This is a genomic window from Kroppenstedtia guangzhouensis, assembly GCF_014637345.1.
Lineage (GTDB): Bacteria > Bacillota > Bacilli > Thermoactinomycetales > DSM-45169 > Kroppenstedtia > Kroppenstedtia guangzhouensis.
In genome coordinates this window covers 200,408-218,314 of record NZ_BMEX01000002.1, presented here as the reverse complement: position 1 = coordinate 218,314, position 17,907 = coordinate 200,408, and the positions used below count along the sequence as shown (strand labels likewise).

At 54.9% G+C, this 17,907-nt stretch carries 17 protein-coding genes, 1 pseudogene, 1 riboswitch and 1 other annotated feature; of the genes and pseudogenes, 14 read left to right on the top strand and 4 right to left on the bottom strand.

What is annotated here, in order from left to right:
* Window positions 1–95: 95 nt before the first annotated feature.
* Window positions 96–1,421 (top strand): helix-turn-helix domain-containing protein, encoded by a 1,326-nt coding sequence (locus IEV46_RS03625; RefSeq protein ID WP_229735882.1) that lies wholly within the window; start codon window positions 96–98, stop codon window positions 1,419–1,421.
* A 225-nt stretch (window positions 1,422–1,646) separates the two neighbouring features.
* Window positions 1,647–2,603, top strand: a complete 957-nt coding sequence (locus IEV46_RS03620; protein WP_188429999.1) for a DUF4349 domain-containing protein — start codon at window positions 1,647–1,649, stop codon at window positions 2,601–2,603.
* Between the two features lie 141 nt (window positions 2,604–2,744).
* Here the strand turns inward: IEV46_RS03620 and IEV46_RS03615 are convergent.
* Window positions 2,745–3,317, bottom strand: a pseudogene (locus IEV46_RS03615) (PD-(D/E)XK nuclease family transposase).
* A 174-nt stretch (window positions 3,318–3,491) separates the two neighbouring features.
* On the opposite strand from IEV46_RS03615, the gene IEV46_RS03610 reads away from it, so the two are divergent.
* From IEV46_RS03610 to IEV46_RS03565, 10 genes are all read left to right on the top strand, one after another.
* Window positions 3,492–4,013 carry a YqeG family HAD IIIA-type phosphatase gene (locus IEV46_RS03610; protein WP_188429997.1) on the top strand — a complete coding sequence of 174 codons (522 nt, stop codon included), beginning with the start codon at window positions 3,492–3,494 and terminating at the stop codon, window positions 4,011–4,013.
* Window positions 4,010–5,113, top strand: coding sequence for a ribosome biogenesis GTPase YqeH (gene yqeH, locus IEV46_RS03605; protein ID WP_188429995.1), 1,104 nt, complete (start codon window positions 4,010–4,012; stop codon window positions 5,111–5,113). The genes IEV46_RS03610 and yqeH overlap by 4 nt, the downstream gene beginning before the upstream one ends.
* Before the next feature lie 18 nt (window positions 5,114–5,131).
* Complete coding sequence (locus tag IEV46_RS03600; protein WP_188429993.1) at window positions 5,132–5,983, top strand: shikimate dehydrogenase; 852 nt, start codon at window positions 5,132–5,134, stop codon at window positions 5,981–5,983.
* A complete protein-coding gene (nadD, locus tag IEV46_RS03595) occupies window positions 5,983–6,585 on the top strand; it encodes a nicotinate-nucleotide adenylyltransferase (protein ID WP_188429991.1) in 603 nt (200 codons plus the stop codon). The genes IEV46_RS03600 and nadD overlap by 1 nt, the downstream gene beginning before the upstream one ends.
* Window positions 6,572–7,162, top strand: coding sequence for a bis(5'-nucleosyl)-tetraphosphatase (symmetrical) YqeK (gene yqeK / locus IEV46_RS03590; protein ID WP_188429989.1), 591 nt, complete (start codon window positions 6,572–6,574; stop codon window positions 7,160–7,162). The genes nadD and yqeK overlap by 14 nt, the downstream gene beginning before the upstream one ends.
* Window positions 7,159–7,500, top strand: a complete 342-nt coding sequence (rsfS, locus tag IEV46_RS03585; RefSeq protein ID WP_188429979.1) for a ribosome silencing factor — start codon at window positions 7,159–7,161, stop codon at window positions 7,498–7,500. Before yqeK ends, rsfS begins: the two co-directional genes overlap by 4 nt.
* A 116-nt stretch (window positions 7,501–7,616) precedes the next feature.
* Window positions 7,617–7,847: a binding site (T-box leader), on the top strand.
* A gap of 49 nt (window positions 7,848–7,896) precedes the next feature.
* Complete coding sequence (gene leuS, locus IEV46_RS03580; protein WP_188429969.1) at window positions 7,897–10,350, top strand: leucine--tRNA ligase; 2,454 nt, start codon at window positions 7,897–7,899, stop codon at window positions 10,348–10,350.
* 118 nt (window positions 10,351–10,468) lie between these two features.
* A riboswitch (TPP riboswitch) is annotated at window positions 10,469–10,567 on the top strand.
* Between the two features lie 89 nt (window positions 10,568–10,656).
* Entirely contained in the window at window positions 10,657–11,454 is a 798-nt protein-coding gene (thiM, locus tag IEV46_RS03575; protein WP_229735881.1) for a hydroxyethylthiazole kinase, read from the top strand.
* Between the two features lie 325 nt (window positions 11,455–11,779).
* Complete coding sequence (locus IEV46_RS03570; RefSeq protein ID WP_076524230.1) at window positions 11,780–13,153, top strand: aspartate aminotransferase family protein; 1,374 nt, start codon at window positions 11,780–11,782, stop codon at window positions 13,151–13,153.
* 8 nt (window positions 13,154–13,161) lie between these two features.
* Window positions 13,162–14,025 (top strand): MurR/RpiR family transcriptional regulator, encoded by an 864-nt coding sequence (locus IEV46_RS03565; RefSeq protein ID WP_076524231.1) that lies wholly within the window; start codon window positions 13,162–13,164, stop codon window positions 14,023–14,025.
* 97 nt (window positions 14,026–14,122) lie between these two features.
* Here IEV46_RS03565 and comER read toward each other — a convergent pair whose 3' ends face one another.
* Window positions 14,123–14,962 carry a late competence protein ComER gene (gene comER / locus IEV46_RS03560; protein ID WP_188429965.1) on the bottom strand — a complete coding sequence of 280 codons (840 nt, stop codon included), beginning with the start codon at window positions 14,960–14,962 and terminating at the stop codon, window positions 14,123–14,125.
* A 113-nt stretch (window positions 14,963–15,075) separates the two neighbouring features.
* Between comER and IEV46_RS03555 the strand changes: the two genes are divergently transcribed.
* Window positions 15,076–15,717 (top strand): helix-hairpin-helix domain-containing protein, encoded by a 642-nt coding sequence (locus IEV46_RS03555; RefSeq protein ID WP_188429963.1) that lies wholly within the window; start codon window positions 15,076–15,078, stop codon window positions 15,715–15,717.
* Between the two features lie 419 nt (window positions 15,718–16,136).
* Window positions 16,137–17,303, top strand: coding sequence for an alpha-hydroxy-acid oxidizing protein (locus IEV46_RS03550; protein WP_188429961.1), 1,167 nt, complete (start codon window positions 16,137–16,139; stop codon window positions 17,301–17,303).
* Here IEV46_RS03550 and IEV46_RS17975 read toward each other — a convergent pair.
* Window positions 17,300–17,449, bottom strand: coding sequence for a hypothetical protein (locus IEV46_RS17975; protein WP_505712041.1), 150 nt, complete (start codon window positions 17,447–17,449; stop codon window positions 17,300–17,302). The genes IEV46_RS03550 and IEV46_RS17975 overlap by 4 nt on opposite strands.
* A 4-nt stretch (window positions 17,450–17,453) precedes the next feature.
* Window positions 17,454–17,876, bottom strand: coding sequence for a DUF421 domain-containing protein (locus IEV46_RS03545; protein WP_229735880.1), 423 nt, complete (start codon window positions 17,874–17,876; stop codon window positions 17,454–17,456).
* Window positions 17,877–17,907 lie beyond the last annotated feature (31 nt).

The following is a 17,907-nucleotide window of genomic DNA, read 5'->3' as shown; positions in this document are numbered from 1 at the left end:
GCAGGAAAAGTCTTAAAATCTATTTCCATCTAACTTGATCTGGTATAAAATAGTGGTAAATATCTTGGATATGGAAGGTGACGGAGTTGAAGGTCTTGGATATACATGAAATTGGCGGAATCATTCGTAAGGTCCGAAAAGAACGGGGTCTTCGTCTGGAAGATTTGGCAGACGACAACATTTCTCCGGCGACGATCAGCAATGTGGAGCGAGGTGTCTCCCATGTGAAGAATGAGAAGGTCTACTACATCCTGGAGAAGTTGGGTATCCCCTTGGAGCAGCTGCCGGAGTTCTTGCTGAGGGAGAGAGATGACCAGGCCGAGCTGAAGTTTCGACTGACATTGATTGAGTCGATGAACCGATTGGGTCAGAGTGAATCAGCCCTGTCGTTACTGGAGAAGACGCCCATCCCCGACGACCACTTGTATGCCTCTCAAGCTCATTGGCTCAAGGGCACCTGTTACCTGCATCAGAAAAAAATCAACAAGGCGGAACGGGAGTTTTTCACGGCCATCCGCTTGGCCAATAGAAACGAAACCGCAAAGATGGACAACATCGAAGCCTACAGTTTCAATGATCTGAGTCGTTGCAGTTACTACAACAACGATCTGCAGCAGGCCTTGCAGTATGCGGACAGTGGCCTGGATGCTTTTTGCCCGACGGGAGAGAGGCCATGGGTCAAGTATTTTTTGCTACGAAACAAAGCCATCTACTTGGAAAGATTGGGACGGATCGTCGAGTCCCTGCAACTGGTTCAGGACGTTTGGGAGGAACTCCCGCAAATTGAACCGATGGAAACCAGACTCTCTTTCTATTGGTTGCGAGCGGAGTTGCTCCGCAGGAGCCATGATTATGAAACAGCAAAAAAATTCGCCCTCGAGGGTATCCAGTTAGCCAGTCTCAACCAGCAATACAACAGTTCCCTGGTTTTATGGTGCGTTCTTGGGAGTATCCACACCGTTCAGGAAAAATGGGAAGAGGCGGAAAACTGCTTTAAAATTGCACTTGGACTTCCCCCGGGAAGGGTGGATGAAAAATCTTTTCTCCGTGCTTGCACCCAGTTGGGAATCCTGTATACCCATCAAGAGAAATGGAGTCAGGCCGAGAAATATCTGACCCAAGCGATTCAAAATGCGAAACGAGTAGAAGATTACGTGGATCAGATGGATGCCTCATTGGCCCTGGGACGTCTGTTTGTTCAGCAAAACAGAAGAGAAGAAGCGATCGCTTTTTACCGACAGGTAGTTGAGCTCGCACAGAAGTATCATACCGAGGAGAAGGAGTATGAAGCGTGGCATGAACTCGCCCGGTGCTGGGAAGGGGTTGACGAGAAGGAATTTCAACAATGTACGGTTAATATGTTTAAAGTACAAGAAAAACTCAACCAGAGAAAAGCAGGTGACTTGAATGAAGTTCGGTAAAGTTGTTTTTTTCTCCCTATCAACCGTATTTCTTCTCTCCTTTTTATCACTGGGCCCCGCGACTCCAAGTGATCTGCCTGTATCCAAATACAACTCAGATCAACCGGGAGGATAAAAAAAGAGGCTTACCCAGCCTCTCTTTTTCTTTTTCCCTATCCCGCAACCTTTTCCCCGCCCCTTTCGTCCATATAGACAGCAGGAAACTGGAAAGGGGCGGTGGGTAAGGTGTGGAAACCGTGGTTGGTCTGGGGGGTGTCCCTGGGGCTGTTGGCGGGTTGTTCATCCGGTGAGGCTCCGGATCAGTCGATGAACAGTAGTGTTCAGTCAAAAACCGAATTCCATTCGCTCTCCCGCGAGGGTTCGACAGAATCCGGGTCCGGGAAGGGGACGGCTGCATCCGATGTGAAAAAAGTCCTGAACAAAGAAGGGGCGCAAGTGGCACAGGAGGAGCGGAAGGTGATCTACCGGGCGGAGCTGAGGATAAAGGTGCAGAATCTGAAACAGGCACAGCAGGCGACGGAGGCGGCGGCCCGGAAGGAGGGGGGCTACCTGGTGGAGTCCTCCCAGTCCCGGGCGGAAAAGGAGAAAACCGGGGACTATGTGTTCCGGATTCCCCGGGAGTCCTTTCATACCTATCTGGAACGTGTGGAGAAGATCGCCCAGGAGATGGAATCCCGCAAGATCACGGGCAAGGATGTGACGGAGGAGTATGTGGATCTGGAATCCCGGCTCAAGGCGAAAAAGGCGGTGGAGAAACGACTGCTGGAGATGATGAAGAGGGCCAAAACCACGGAGGATCTGCTCAAGGTCTCCGAACAGCTGGCCCGCGTGCAGGAGGAGATCGAACAGTTGCAGGGCCGGTTGAAGTATCTGGAAAACCAGACGGTCTACTCCACCGTCACCATCCATGCCCGACAGGTGATCGCCTTGGAGGAAGCAGAAGGAAAACCCGGCCTGGGGGAACGGATTTCACTCGCCTTTGTCCAATCGGTGGGGTGGGTGCGGGACCTGTTTCAGGGACTCCTGATCTTCGGCGCGGCTTCTCTTCCTCCGGTGGCGGTGGCGGCAGCGATCGGTGTTCCCATCTATATTTGGATTCGCCGTCGCAAACGGGAGGATCTGGATCCACGGGAGACTCCCGGAAGCAGAGAAGAGGGGGGAGAAAAGCCGGGGGATCACTGAAGGGAAAAGGAAACGCCGCATCCACGGGGTGCGGTGTTTTTGACGTTTTCTTTGTTATGGTAACACCCACGGAATTCCCCGGGAGGGGGGCAAAAGTGGCTATTCATTACCCTATTGCGAATTCCGAAGCGGGATGGAACCTTAATCATCCGGCTCGGCCAATTTCCGGATCTTATCTTGCGTCAATCCTGTGGTTTTGGCAATCGATGAAATTTCCATCCCCATTTGCAGCAACTTCTGCCGCCCCCGCCTTCCCTTCCACTCTTGCCCCTCAACCTTCCAGTGTTCATCCAAGAGGGCCTTTTGGCGCATCTCGTACAGGCGGCGGGCTTCCCGGTCCTGACTCAGGAATTCCAGCGTGGTCATGGCTTTGCACAGTTTGGGTTGATCCATGGCAATCTCCTCCCATTTGCTTTTATCCAGACCTTTGAGAAAAAGCAACCACTTCACCAGGCCGGTGCCAACATCAAACGCCCCCGTTTCCAGCTTGGGCAGTTCATAAAATGAACCTCCCAATCATCGGTTAGCAAGATGCCCGAGCGATCCTCTCGCAAATGAAAGACATTGTGGTGTTCGCCTGGAAGGTAGCGAGAGTTTATGAGTTGATGGTGATTGTGAGGCGAGTTGCTCCTCATACAGCTTACTCCAGTGGTACAGCGTCCGCTTCTCAATAGTGTGATGATGGGAGGGCTGAATCTCGATGTTGATCTGCATTGACAACCGCCACATGTCGCCTTCTCCCTCTTTTATGGAGCATTTTTAAATTCATTCTGCAAGAGAACAAAAAAAGAGTAGCTTTTTTTAGCTACCCCTCTCTTTGCCTCGCCCTTTTGCGATGTGGTATAGTTAGTGCCGATATGACAACGCTTTCGGTGATGGGGTGGCGTCTTGTTTAAGCGGATGATTCCTAATGAATTTGTTCAATCCATTTATGAAATCGATTTGAATGCCCTGCAACGGCGAGGGGTGAAGGCGGCACTGGTCGACCTGGATAACACCTTGGTGGAAGCGACACGTCCGGAAGCGACGCCGGAGTTGGTCAGCTGGCTGGATCAGTTGCGAGGGATGGGATTTAAGGTGATAATTGTCTCCAATAATAACCTCACCCGGGTGTCCCGGTTTGCAACCCCCTTGCGCGTCCCTTATATCCACCAGGCGAAAAAACCTTTGTCCGCTGCATTCAGACGGGCGCTGAACAGGTTGGAAGTGGATGTGACCGAGACAGTGATGATCGGTGATCAGCTGCTGACCGATGTGCTCGGGGGAAACCGGCTCGGTCTCTATACGATTTTGGTGGTTCCGGTTTCCCGGGCGGAGGGGGTCTTCACCAAGCTGAACCGGATATTGGAGAGATTGGTGTTCTGGTGGATGAAACAGCGGGGATTGTCGGGTTGGGAGGAGCGCAAATGATGGAGCGGGAAGTTGGATGTGAAGGGTGTGGGGTTTTACTGCAGACGGAGTATCCGGAGAAGCCGGGTTATGTGCCTTTGACGGCTCTGGAGCGGGAGCATCCCATTTGCAGACGCTGTTTTCGGATCCGCCACTACAATGAGGTGGCCCCGGTGGAACAGGATCCGGATGTGTATCTGTCGATGCTGGGGGAGATCGGCAACCGAAAGGCGCTGGTTGTTCAGGTGGTGGACCTGTTTGATTTGTCCGGCAGTTGGATTCCGGGGATTCAGCGACATACCGGTGGCAACCCGATCCTCATCCTGGGGAACAAGTTGGATCTCTTCCCCAAATCAGCCAAAGTGCAGCGCCTCAAGGAATGGGTGGTTCACACCGTCGGGGAGCTGGGTGTCCAACCGGTGGATGTGGTCCTGACCAGTGCGGCTAAGGGGTATCACTTTGACGAAGTGGTCCGGGCCATCGAGACCCACCGGGAGGGGCAGGATGTCTTTGTGACAGGGACAGCCAATGTGGGCAAGTCGACTCTGATCAACCGGCTGTTGAAGGAGTTTGGCAGCGGGGAAGAGGTGATCACCACCTCCCCCTATCCCGGAACCACCTTGGATACGATTCACATTCCCCTGGAGGGGGAGCGGGAACTGGTGGATATGCCTGGGATCGTGCGGCGGGACCGCATGAGTGAGTGGGTGGAGCCGGAGGAGTTGAGTGAGATCACGCCCAAGAGCGAGATCAAACCGAAGGTTTATCAATTGAACGACGGACAAACCCTCTTTTTTGGCGGTCTGGCCCGGATGGATTACAGTGAAGGAGTACGCCAGCCCTTTGTCTGTTACATGGCCAACTCCTTCTATATTCACCGCACCAAACTGGCCAAGGCAGATGAGGTCTGGGAGAAACACCGGGGGGAGTTTCTGTCTCCGCCAAAGGATCCCTCTTCCCTGCCGCCGCTGGTGCGCCACACCTTTCATCTTGACGGAAAACAGAAACAGGACCTGGTCATCTCCGGACTGGGGTGGATCGCCACGGGCAAAGAGCGGGCCCGAGTGGAGCTGTGGGTGCCACGTGGAGTTCGGGTGGAAGTGCGGCCGGCCATCCTGTAGAGAAGAGGAGGAAAAGGATTGAAACTGGATGCGGTGACGGAGAAGACGGGGTTGATCGGCCATCCGGTGGCCCATTCCAAATCACCGGAGATGATGAACGAAGCCTTCCGGCAGGAGGGTCTTCCCTGGGTCTATCTCGCCTTTGATGTGGCGTCGGAAGAGTTGGGGAGGGCCGTGGCGGGTTTGAAGAGCCTCGGTTTTCGGGGCTGGAATGTCACCATTCCCCACAAGGTGGCCGTAATGGAGTATCTGGACGAAGTGGAAGAGAGTGCTCGGGAGATTGGGGCGGTCAATACCGTGATCCGGCGGGAAGGCCGCCTGATCGGAACCAATACCGACGGTGCCGGTTATCTGGAATCATTGGTGCGGGAGACAGGTTTAGATGTCAAGGGAAGCCGGGTGGTGATCCTGGGGGCTGGCGGTGCCGCCCGCGCCGTCGGGTACACCTTGGCCCGGGCCGGAGCGGAGCAAATTCGGATCGTCAACCGAACGGAAAAAAAAGCGAAGGATCTGGCTGACCATCTCCGCCGTTGGACCCGTGCCGACGGGATTCCTCCGGGGGAAGCCGGGACAGCGATCCGGGAGGCGGACCTGCTGGTACAGTCCACATCCGTGGGGATGCATCCCCACACCGAAGACTGTCTGGTGGATCCCGCCTGCCTCCACAAGGGACTCCTGGTCAGCGATTTGATCTACCATCCCCGGGAGACCCGTCTGTTGCAGGAAGCGAAAGCCCGGGGGGCACGGGTGCACAGCGGGTTGGGGATGTTGCTTCACCAGGGGGCCTTGGCCTATGAACGGTGGACAGGACAGCGGGCGCCGGTGGAGCGGATGGGCGAGGTGTTGGAGCAGGCATTGGGGGAGTCGTGATGAAGAAAGGGAAGAAAATCGGGATCTACGGGGGCACCTTTGATCCCATTCACATCGGCCACCTGGTGATGGCCGAACAGGCCCGCCAAGCGGCGGGGTTGGAGGAGGTCTGGTTTGTCCCGGCACCGATCCCTCCCCATAAACAGGGAGTCGCTGCTTCTGCAAAAGACCGGTTCACCATGGTGGAACGGGCAGTGGCGGACCATCCTTCCTTCCGGGCTTCCCGGGTGGAGATGGACCGGAGCGGGCCTTCCTACACTGTGGACACGGTGCGACTCCTTTGTCGGGAACAGCCGGACACCCGTTTTTTTCTGATTGTAGGCGCAGATATGGTGCTTGATTTGCCGCGATGGGTTAGAATAGAAGAAATCCTTGCTTCAGTGGAAGTGATCGGTCTGATGCGGCCGGGGGTGAAATTGGATATGGAGCAACTTCCCGACCATATTAAGGACAGGGTGACCTGGGTCAAGGAAGGGGTCACCGTGGACCTCTCCTCCACCTGGATCCGGAATCGGGTGGCCCAAGGAGGCTCCGTCCGGTATCTCGTGCCCGAGCCGGTCAGACAGTATATGGAGGCGCATCGACTGTATGAATCAGGATGAACGGACCGAAGCCGTCCGGAAGCAATTGCCGAAAACCCGTTGGGAGCATACTCTGCGGGTGGTGGAGACCGCGGTGGAGCTGGCAGATCGTGTCGGAGTGGATCGAAAGCAGGCCCGGCTGGCCGCACTGTTGCACGATTACTGCAAGTTTTGGCCGCGGGAGCGGATGGAAAGGATCATTCGGGAGCGGGGATTGCCCCAGGATCTGTTGAAGCATCATGTGGAGCTGTGGCATGCCCCGGTGGGAGCGGAAGTGGTCAGGGAAGAGCTGGAGGTTGAAGATGAAGGGGTATTGGACGCCATCCGTTATCACACGACGGGTCGGCCGCATATGTCTTTATTAGACAAAGTGATCTTTCTAGCGGATTATATTGAACCCGGGAGACAGTTTCCTGGAGTAGAGGAAGTCCGTGAGCTGGCTAGGAAGGATCTGGATCAGGCCGTATTGAAGTCTTTGGACAATACCCTGGTTTTTCTCATCCAACGAGGTCAAAAAGTGTATCCCTTGACCGTAGCTGCCCGCAATGACATGGTGGACCGAATCCGCCAACCAAGACCGAAGGAGGAGTCTCTTTGAACCTGGTGGAAATCGCCAAGTTGGCGGCCGCGGCCGCCGAGGAGAAGAAAGCCCAACGCATCACTATTCTCGATATTCGGGGTCTGTCTGTGATCGCTGATTATTTTGTGATCTGTCATGGAAATTCTCAGACGCAGGTGCAGGCGATCGCCGAATCCATCAAAAAGAAGATGGAACAAGCGGGGCACCCCCCGCGGTCGGTGGAGGGTTTGTCCGAAGCGCGTTGGGTGTTGATCGATCTCGGCGATGTGGTCGTCCATGTCTTCCACAAGGATGAGCGGGATTTCTACGATTTGGAGCGTCTGTGGGGAGATGCAGCCCAAGTGGGTGCCCGATAACCGGGTTTGTACATCCAGTGGAAACAAAAATCCGGGAAGGTCGTTGACATCGATCCAATCTGTTGCATATAATGTTAATTAAATTATTCAGCGATAGCATGAGAAAATACCTTCGAAATCAGGCGATGACGGGGAACAGTAACCTGTAACTTCCTGCCCAGAGAATCGGCGGCCGGTGCGAGCCGATGAGGAGGAGCGGGTGAACTCACCCCGTCGCCTCACAGGGGAAACCCATCGAGTATCCTGTGACGGCTGATCCCCGATAACGGATCCGGAAGAGCGGGCATCCAATGATGCCAAGCAGGGTGGTACCGCGGGAGAATGTGAATCAACCTCTCGTCCCTGGCAACCGAGCCGGGGGCGGGAGGTTTTATATGTGTTTGGAGGGGTGGTTTCGTGAAAAAGTACATACCTCAGGAGATCGAGCCCAAGTGGCAGCAGATCTGGGAGGAGAATCATGCATACCGGATACCGGAGCAGGTGTCAGACCAACCGAAATTTTATGCTTTGGAGATGTTTCCCTATCCTTCGGGGGAAGGGCTCCATATGGGTCACGTGCGTAATTACTCCATGGGAGACCTCGTCGCCCGCTTTAAGCGGATGAACGGTTACCAAGTGATCCATCCCATGGGGGCGGATGCTTTCGGGCTGCCGGCTGAAAACGCTGCCATTCAACGGGGGGTCAATCCACGGGAGTGGACATTGAACAATATGAAACGGATTCGGGAGGAACAGACCCGGCTCGGTTTATCCTATGATTGGAACCGGTATGTGGGAACCTGTACCCCGGAATATTACCGGTTCACCCAGTGGTTGTTCCTGCTTTTCCACGAGCGGGGGTTGGCCTACCGCAAACAAGGGGCGGTCAACTGGTGTCCCAACTGCCAGACGGTGCTCGCTAACGAACAAGTGGAAGAGGGTCGTTGCTGGCGTTGTGACACCGTGGTGGAGAAAAAGGAACTGGAACAGTGGTTCCTGCGCATCACCGATTATGCCGACCGGCTCGTGGAAGATCTGGAAAAAATGCAGCAATGGCCGGAACAGGTCAAGATGATGCAGCGCAACTGGATCGGCCGCAGTGAAGGAGCCGAGGTGGTCTTTTCCATTCCCGGGATGGAGGAGCGCATCTCTGTCTTCACCACCCGGCCCGACACCCTCTTTGGTGTCACCTATCTGGTCCTTGCCCCGGAGCATCCCTTGGTGGAACAACTGATCCGGGGAAAATCGGGGGAAGAGGAGGTCCGCGCCTTCATCCGGGAGATGAAAAGCCAGTCAGAGCGCTCCCGCACCGGTTCCGATGTGAAGAAAATCGGCTATGACACGGGGGCCAAGGCTCGACACCCCCTGACCGGGGAAGAAGTGCCGATCTGGGTGGCCAACTACGTCTTGATGGACTACGGAACGGGGGCGGTGATGGGGGTTCCGGCCCACGATGAGCGGGACTTTCTGTTTGCCAAACAATACGGGCTGCCGATCCGAACGGTGGTCCGGCCGAAAAAGGGAGAGGCTCCCGAGGGAGAGGCATATACAGCGGAGGGGATTTTGGTCAACTCCGGGCCCTTTGACGGCATGGACAACCGGAAAGCGATCGGGGCGATCGCCGACCACCTGGCTCAGACGGGCAAAGGGAAGAAGACCGTCTCTTACCGGTTGCGGGACTGGTTGATTTCCCGCCAACGCTACTGGGGATGTCCCATCCCCATCGTCTATTGCGATTCCTGCGGCATCGTACCCGTTCCCAAGGAAGAGTTGCCGGTGATGGTGCCGGAGGATGTGGTCTTTGACGGAAAGAGCAATCCCCTTGCCACCTCGGAAAGCTTTGTCCACACCACCTGTCCCGCCTGCGGTGGGAAGGCGCGCCGGGAGACGGACACGATGGATACTTTCATCGACTCTTCCTGGTATTTTTTGCGCTACACCGATCCCCACAACAACGACCGGCCCTTTGATCCCGAGCGGGCCAATCAATGGATGCCGGTGGACTTTTACATCGGGGGAATCGAACATGCGGTGCTTCACCTGCTGTACTCCCGTTTCTTCACCAAGGTGTTGCACGATGCGGGAATGGTGGAGGCGATTGAACCTTTTGCCCATTATTTCCCGCTGGGCATGGTGCTCAAGGATGGGGCCAAAATGTCCAAGTCCAAGGGAAATGTCGTCTCTCCGATGGAGATTATCGACCGTTACGGGGCGGATACCGCCCGTCTGTTCATCCTGTTTGCCGCTCCTCCTGACGGGGAACTGGACTGGAGCGATACCGGGGTGGAGGGCAGCCACCGTTTCCTCAACCGTGTCTGGCGAATGGTTCAGCAACACAAGGAACTCTTCCGCAACCGACCGGCGGCAAAGATGGAAACAAAAGAGGCCAAAGAGCTGTATCGCACCCTACAGCAGACCATTAAAAAGGTGACTGACGACGTAGGGGATCGTCTCCAATTCAATACTGCGGTCAGTGCGATCATGGAGCTGATCAACGCGATCCACTCCCATCCCGCCGACGCCAATCAGGGAGTGCTGGCGGAGGCGATTGAGAAGGCGATCATCCTGTTGGCTCCCTTTGTGCCTCATATCACCGAGGAAATGTGGCGGGAACTGGGTTATGAGTCCAGTGTCCATGACCAGCCCTGGCCTTCCTTTGATCCGGACGCCCTCATTTTGGATGAAGTGGAGATGGTCGTACAGATCAACGGCAAGGTCCGGCACAAGGCGGTTGTTCCCGCCCGGGCGGATCGTAGGGAAGTGGAGGATCGGGTAATGGCGGAAGAAAAAGTGAGAAGCCTTCTGGAAGGAAAAACGGTTCGTAAAGTGATCGTCGTCCCCGGCAAACTGATCAATATTGTGGCCAATTGACGGAAAGTGGCTGAGACAACCTGGACTGCGCCCCTGAACAAAGGATTCAGGGGAGGCAATTGAAAGTGGGTTTGACAAAATGCTTCTTTCTTTTTATGATGGATGGAAAATCCATTTGATTTGAGTACAGGGGTGCCAACCGGCTGAGAGGGATCCTGCCCAACCCTTTGAACCTGATCCGGATCATACCGGCGAAGGGAGTACAGGCTGATTTGGTGTATGAAAAGCCGCTCCCGGTGGGGCGGCCTTTTTGAATGGGATCCCTCGAGGATGGGTTGGTCATGAATGGATCAGGAGGCGATCCGATTGAATTGGAATCCCGATCTCATCCAGGAAGTGAGGAAGAGGCGTCCGCTGGTGCACCAGATCACCAACGAGGTGACCGTCAACGATTGTGCCAACATCACCCTCAGTTGTGGTGCTTCTCCAGTCATGGCCCATGCTCCGGAAGAAGTGGCGGAGATGGCCGGATGGGCCTCAACTTTGGTATTGAACATCGGAACTTTGCATGCGCCTCAGGTGGAGGCCATGATCCAGGCGGGAAGATCCGCCAATAAAAAGGGAATCCCTGTAGTGTTGGATCCGGTGGGAGCCGGGGCCACTTCCTTTCGAACTGAAACGGCGAAGAGGCTGCTGGAGAGGATCCGAATCTCCCATCTGAAAGGAAATGCCGGGGAGATTGCCACACTCGCAGGAGAACGGGCCCAGGTTAGGGGAGTCGATTCAGGTCATGTGGATGACATCCGAACCATCGCCATCAAAGCGGCAAAAAAATGGGGGCTCACGGTCATTGTCACCGGTGAGAAGGATATCATCACTGATGGAGTCAAATGGGCCGAGGTTTCCAACGGTCACTTCCTGATGGGAACCATCACCGGAACGGGTTGTATGTGTGCCCCGGTGGTGGCCGCCTTTGCCGCCGTCTCTAAAGAGCCGATGTTTGCCGCGATTTCCGCTATGGCCACTTATGGTATCGCGGCGGAACAGGCGGGGAAATCAGCCAAAGGGCCGGGCAGTTTTCGGTGGAAATTGTTCGATGCGTTATACTCCCTTGACGGTGCCTCTGTAAGGCAATATGCCCGGGTGGAATGGGGCGGGGCATAGAAGGGCCTCGATTCCGGGGGCAAAGAAAAACTCCTTATATCTGATGGAGAGAAATAATGGACATTCTCGTATTGTACAACCATCCGGGAACCAGTTTCCGATGGTTATTTTGTTGGGTTCAACAAAATATGAAGGAAATCATTCATTTTGGAGTAAACGGGAGTACCGGTGAGGTGAAGGGATCTCCATCATTGTGATGCCGTTATATCAAGGGATATAAGGGAAAATGGCGCTGAACAAATCGATGTTCCCCACATATAATGAAATAAATCATTCATAAACTGATCTCAGTGAATGAAATATTTCTTTCAAGGGGATGAGAAAGATGGGAATCCCGGCCCAGCCGGTCCGTCTGTTGTCGGAAAAAACAAGAGCTTCCGCTGTATTGTATGAAGAAGCCACCCGATCGATGCCGGGGGGCGTAACAGCCAATATCAAACACTTTGACCCCTACCCTCTGTTTATGAAATCCGCCTCAGGGGCGGAACTGACGGATGTCGACGGGAATGAGTACATCGACTACAATCTTTGTTACGGGGCATTGATGTTGGGACACGGACATCCCCGCGTGATGAAAGCGGTTCGGGAACAGTTGGAACAGATGGGGACCCCGGTTTTCGGAACCCCCCATGCCCTGGAAATGGAGATGGCGAACAAACTGATCTCCCTGTATCCAAGTGTGGATTCCATCCGTTTCACCAACTCGGGACTGGAAGCGACGATGTTTGCTCTCCGACTGGCCCGGGCCTTTAGCGGCCGGCACAAGGTGGCCAAATTTGAAGGGCATTATCATGGGGGATATGATCAGGTATTGATCAGTGTCCATGCCCGGAAACGGAAGAGAAACACCCCGCCGGAGGTGCGGGCCGATTCCATGGGCATTCCAAAAGAGGTCCAAGAGCAGACGGTGGTACTTCCCTTTAACGATTGGGAGACGGCAGAACCGATTTTGGATCGCTTCCGGGAAGAGTTGGGGGCGGTGATCCTGGAACCGGTCCAAGGCGGGTTTATTCCACCAAAACCCCAATTTTTGCGCAACTTGAGGGAGTATACTCGCCGGCATCGGATTCCTCTGATTTTCGATGAGGTGAAGACCGGGTTTCGGATGGGACTTGCGGGTGCTCAAGGGAGGTATGGAATCATCCCCGACCTGACTGCTCTTGGCAAAGTGCTGGGTGGAGGATTTCCTGTGGGAGCTGTCGGGGGCCGACGGGAGATCATGGAGTTGACGTCGCCGGTGCGCCATGGGGATGTGCTGGCAGGGGATCGGGAGGCCAAAGGGGAGGAGGTCCTTTTTCACAGCGGAACCTACAATGGGCATCCCACAATTCTGAGTGCCGGTTGGGCGACGATCTCGGTCCTGGAGGAGTCGGGTGTATACACGGCGGTGGAAGAGGCGGCTCACCGGCTCCGAGAGGGGATGGAGGAGATTTTGAACCGGTACGGTTTTGCGGCGCGGACGGTGGGGGATGGCACCATTTTCAACCTGGTGTTGGGTGAACATCCGGTGACGGAGATTCAGGATTGGCTCCGTTCCGATCTCTCCCTGCGCCGGCGGTTGGATCATCTGCTCCTGGAAAAAGGAATCTATCTCAAACCGCTGAGCCGCTTCTCCCTGTCCACGGCTCACAATGCCGCTGAAGTGGAAGAGACGCTGAACCGGTTTGAAGCGGGGGTGAAACAACTGAAGAGAGGGTGATAGGTAAAGTGGTGAAGGATGATGTTTACCAACGGATTCGGGAGCGGACGGGTTCGATGAGCCGAGCCCAGAAAAAAATTGCGGCCTATATCGAACACCATCCCGATGCGGCTCCATTTTTGACCGCGGCTAAACTGGCGGAAAAAGCGGGGGTGGGAGAGGCGACTGTGGTCCGGTTCGCCGTGATGTTGGGTTTCTCCGGTTATACACAGATGCAGCAGAGATTGCAGGAGGAGATGCGGCAGCGGGTGACCACAGTGGAGCGGCTGGATTTGGCGGAGGATGTTTATCCGGAGGAGTCCAGGATGGCCTTTGAAGTGATGCAGGATGATATGAATAATCTGCAGCAAACCCTGAACCGGCTGGACGCAGCCACCTTTGCCGAAGCGGTGAGGCGAATCTGTGGAGCTCGAGAGATCAAAGTGGTCGCCTTTCGCAGTTCCCATTCCCTGGGTTACTTTCTCACTTTTTATCTCCACCTCCTCCTGCAGAATACGGAGTTGATCGACAACTCGGACACCATGTTTGAACGGTTGGCGGGGCTGGAGGAAGAAGACCTCCTGATCGGAATCGGCTTCCCTCGGTACACTGCCCGAACCTTGCAAGCTTTGCAGTTTTCCCGCAGCCGGGGGGTGCCCACCCTGGCTCTGACGGATTCTGGGGCCTCTCCCTTGGCCGGGGAAACGGATCTGTGTTTATTCGCCTCCAGCCGTCTGCCGTCCTTTGTGGACTCCTTCACCGCGCCCCTCAGTCTGGTGAACGGCCTTCTAACCGCAGTGGGACAAACTGTCAAGGAACAGGCTTCCCAACGGTTGTCCAAGATGGAGGAACTGTGGGAAAGCGAGGGAATCTATCATCCCGGGGGAGAATAATCACCCAAAACAGCGGAAGGATATAACCCCTTCCGCTATTTTTTATCGATATGATATACTAAAACTATCCTTTGCTAACATCTTTTTCTTATTGTTGTCAGATCTTTTTTTCCATTTCAGGGAAGAGGGATTGTTGTACTTTATGGATGTCCTCATGGTATTTGTCATGAGTTAACCGGAACAGATCACGGAAAAGAGTGCCTGTGTCCCGCTCCAACAGATGAAGTCCCTCCCGGGTGATCCCGCCGGGTACTGCCACCCGTTCCTGGAGGCTCTTCAGTGTGAAATTTCCCTCCGTCAAGAGCTTTCCCAATCCTTGAGTCATCCGGGTGACAAGGGAGATCGCCGACTCCCGGGGAATGCCTGTTTCCTTGACTGCAGCATCTGCCATCTGCTCCAACAGGTTGGACAGAAAGGCGGGGGCACAGCAAGCCAGGTCGGAGGCGATCCGGGTGTGCTCCTCATCCACGAGGAGGGGGTGACTAATCGCGCTGAACAGGTCCCACAATTGTTCCCGTTCCTCCCGGTTCAGGCGGGAGCCGGGGATGAACAGGGAGTTTCCGGAACAGACGGCATTGGTGATACTGGGGACCACCTTGGCCACCTTTGCGGGAAGCCACTCTTCCAGGTCCCGGACCATCACCGGGCTGGTGATGGAGACGACGACTTGTTCCTCCCGGACCACATCTTGAATCTCTTCCAGCACTTTTCGGAATTCTCGGGGTTTAACACAAAGGAAAAAGCAGTCAGACTTAACAACGACTTCGCGGTTGTCCGCCGCCACCCGAAGTCCCGGAAACTCATCTGCCAGGCGTTCCGCCTTGGTCCGGGTCCGGTTGCTGACGAGGAGCTCGGAGGGTTGCAGTTTACCGGATCGAATCCAAGCCTCCACCAGGATGCGGCCCATACTGCCCGTGCCGATCACGCCGTGGGTCATCGTTCTCCCTCCCTGGAATGGCAGTTCCGTTTTGCTGCCGGTAACTTTCTATTCATCCATACGCCAAGGAAGCCGAAATATGATGGCATAAAGATCGGGAAGGAGGTAAAAGAATGTGGGATCAAGGGGGATGGACTCCGCGGGAAAAAGGATTGGCCGTGGCAGTGGGTGCATTGCTCCTTCTGTTGGCAGGAGTGGGAATTTCCCTGTGGGCCGGGGATGAAAAGCAGTCGGAGGCGGAGTTGCAACCCTACCCGCCGCCGTCGGAGACGGCGGTTCCCAAAGAAGAAGACAAAGGAGAGGAGCCGACAGAATTAGTAGTGGATGTGAAGGGGGAGGTGAAGCACCCGGGGGTTTACCGTCTCTCTCCCGGCGCTCGGGTGGAAGAGGCATTGGGCAAAGCCGGCGGGCCTTTGAAACGGGCGGATATGGATCGGGTCAATCTGGCCCAGCCTCTATCCGACGGAATGGCTCTCTACATTCCGGCCAAAGGGGAGGAGATTCCGCCGGGTGTAACTGCGGGAGCTCCGGTGACGAGTGGATCCGGAGGGGAAGCGGGTCAAACGGTCAATGTCAACACTGCTTCCGCGGAAGAACTGCAACAGCTGAGCGGCATCGGCCCTTCCAAAGCGGAGGCGATCATTCGTTACAGGGAGGAGAACGGCTCCTTCACCTCTGTCGACCAGCTCACCGAAGTCCCGGGGATCGGGGAGAAAACATTGGACCAGTTGCGGGATCAAGTGACAGTGCAATGAACCATCGATTATGGAAGTCTGCCGTGGTCCTGAAATAAGAGCAAGTCGGGAGACGAAAATGTCTGCCCGGCTTTTTTGTGTTCAATGGATAGCTCCGCCCAGGCCAAAAATGGTAGCGATCACCAAGAGGAAGATCAAAAGACGCCCCGGACCGAAGCGATAACCGCCACTGTATCTGCCGTGAGGCAATGATGCCTTTTTGGGGAGGTGAGATCAGCCTATACTATTTTTCAAGCGGACAAGGGAGAAGCGCTCATATAATCAATCCGGAGTAGACAGGCAAATTAAATGGAGGAAAAGACTTAGTTGGTGGCTGGAATGATTGCTCGGTTTTTCCATGGGTTTTCTCATTCGCCTATTATAAAAAAGGGCTTTTTTGGAACAATAGATTTGGACTTTATTTTCCGGGGGGATCCATGTTGACCATCAACGGGGAAGAGATTCAGATGAGGTATTACGAAAGCGGGGACGAAGGAGCCAAGACTTTGCCGGTATCCGTGGAGGAATGGGAGGAGCGGGCCAGAAAAAAGTTGGCGGCCGGTCCCTTCGGGTATGTGTACGGTGGGGCGGGTGCCGGAGACACCATGCGTGCCAATATCGAAGCCTTTCAGAAATACCGGATCCGGCCACGGATTTGTTGCGAGACCACCAAGCGCGATCTTTCCGTCACTTTGCTGGGGAAGCAGTTTCCTTTCCCATTTCTGCTGGCTCCGATCGGGGTTCTCTCCATCCTCCATCCCGCCGCGGAGTTGGCAGTGGCCCAGGCGGCGGCCAAACTGGGGGTTCCATATATCCTGAGTAATGTCTCCACCAAATCCATGGAAGAAGTGGCGGAAGCGATGGGGGATGCGCTGCGGTGGTTTCAACTGTATCCACCGATCAACAGGGAATTGAGCAAAAGCTTTTTGAAGCGGGCGGAAGCCGCCGGTTATTCCGCCATCGTGGTGACCGTGGATTCCACACTGCTTGGGTGGCGGGAGACGGACCTTGCCAATGTGTACCTTCCCTTTCTGACCGGACACGGCATGGGCAACTACTTCACCGATCCTGTCTTCCTTGCGGATCTGGAGGAACCGCCGGAGAAAAATCTGAAGGCAGCTGTTAAAAAAGCACTGGATGAAGGGAACAACACACACTTTACATGGAAGGAGCTGGAGTGGATGAAACAACAAACCCCCTTGCCTGTTTGGCTCAAGGGAGTGACGCATCCTGATGACGCCGTGTTGGCCGTGGAACACGGCGTGGACGGGATCATTGTCTCCAATCATGGAGGGCGGCAGCTGGATGGAGCGGTGGCGACCCTTGAGGTTTTGCCTTCCATCTGTGAAGCGGTCCGGGGAAAAGTCCCGGTAATTCTGGACAGCGGGGTCCGCAGGGGTGCGGATATCCTGAAAGCCATCTCCCTCGGGGCTGCGGCCACCTTGTTCGGTCGCCCCTTCGCTTATGCCTTGGCTGTCGCAGGTCAGGTGGGAGTGGAGTCAGTTCTTGAAAATCTGATTGCGGAAACGGAGTTGCAATTGGGGATCTCCGGGTGCGGTTCGATCCGGGAAGTGGACCGCTCCCTGGTGATGAAGGTAGAGGATTAATCCAATTCAGAGGGAATCTCCTTCTGATGGCCACTCTCCAATACTTCGGTGAAGATATTCTCCTGTTGTTGTTTTTTGGTGGTCTCTTTCGGCAGCTTTAAAATCTTTTCCAAATCTCCGATGGTTACCGGTTTTGCGTGACGCATCAATTCATATCCGAACTCCCCGTTCGCCTCGATCGTTCCTGTTTTTACATCGGCGAAGGAATGGATTCCCATATTTCTCATCCGTCCCTCCAGCCTGGTCGACAGACATCCGTAGCTTTTTTAGGTTTTCGGGTTGGATTTTCCCGTTTTTTATCACCACGGTGGCTTTACCCATGAACAATCTTTCCATCGTGTCAAATTTGATCGAGAGGAACTGAACCGTGACCAACAAAAAGACAAAGATGCACAGCACCAAGGCTGTTTTCCACCACATCTGTTCGGAAACCGCATGACCGATCATCGATGCCATGGCCAGGAGGGTGATCAGTTCCAATCCGGTCATCTCCGAAGCCGCTTTCTTTCCGGCGATCCGGATCAGAATGTATCCCACTGCCAAGATGGCAAAGGCTTGCCAAATGAAACCCATCGAATCCCCCTTTTTCGAAAATGGGCTTTTC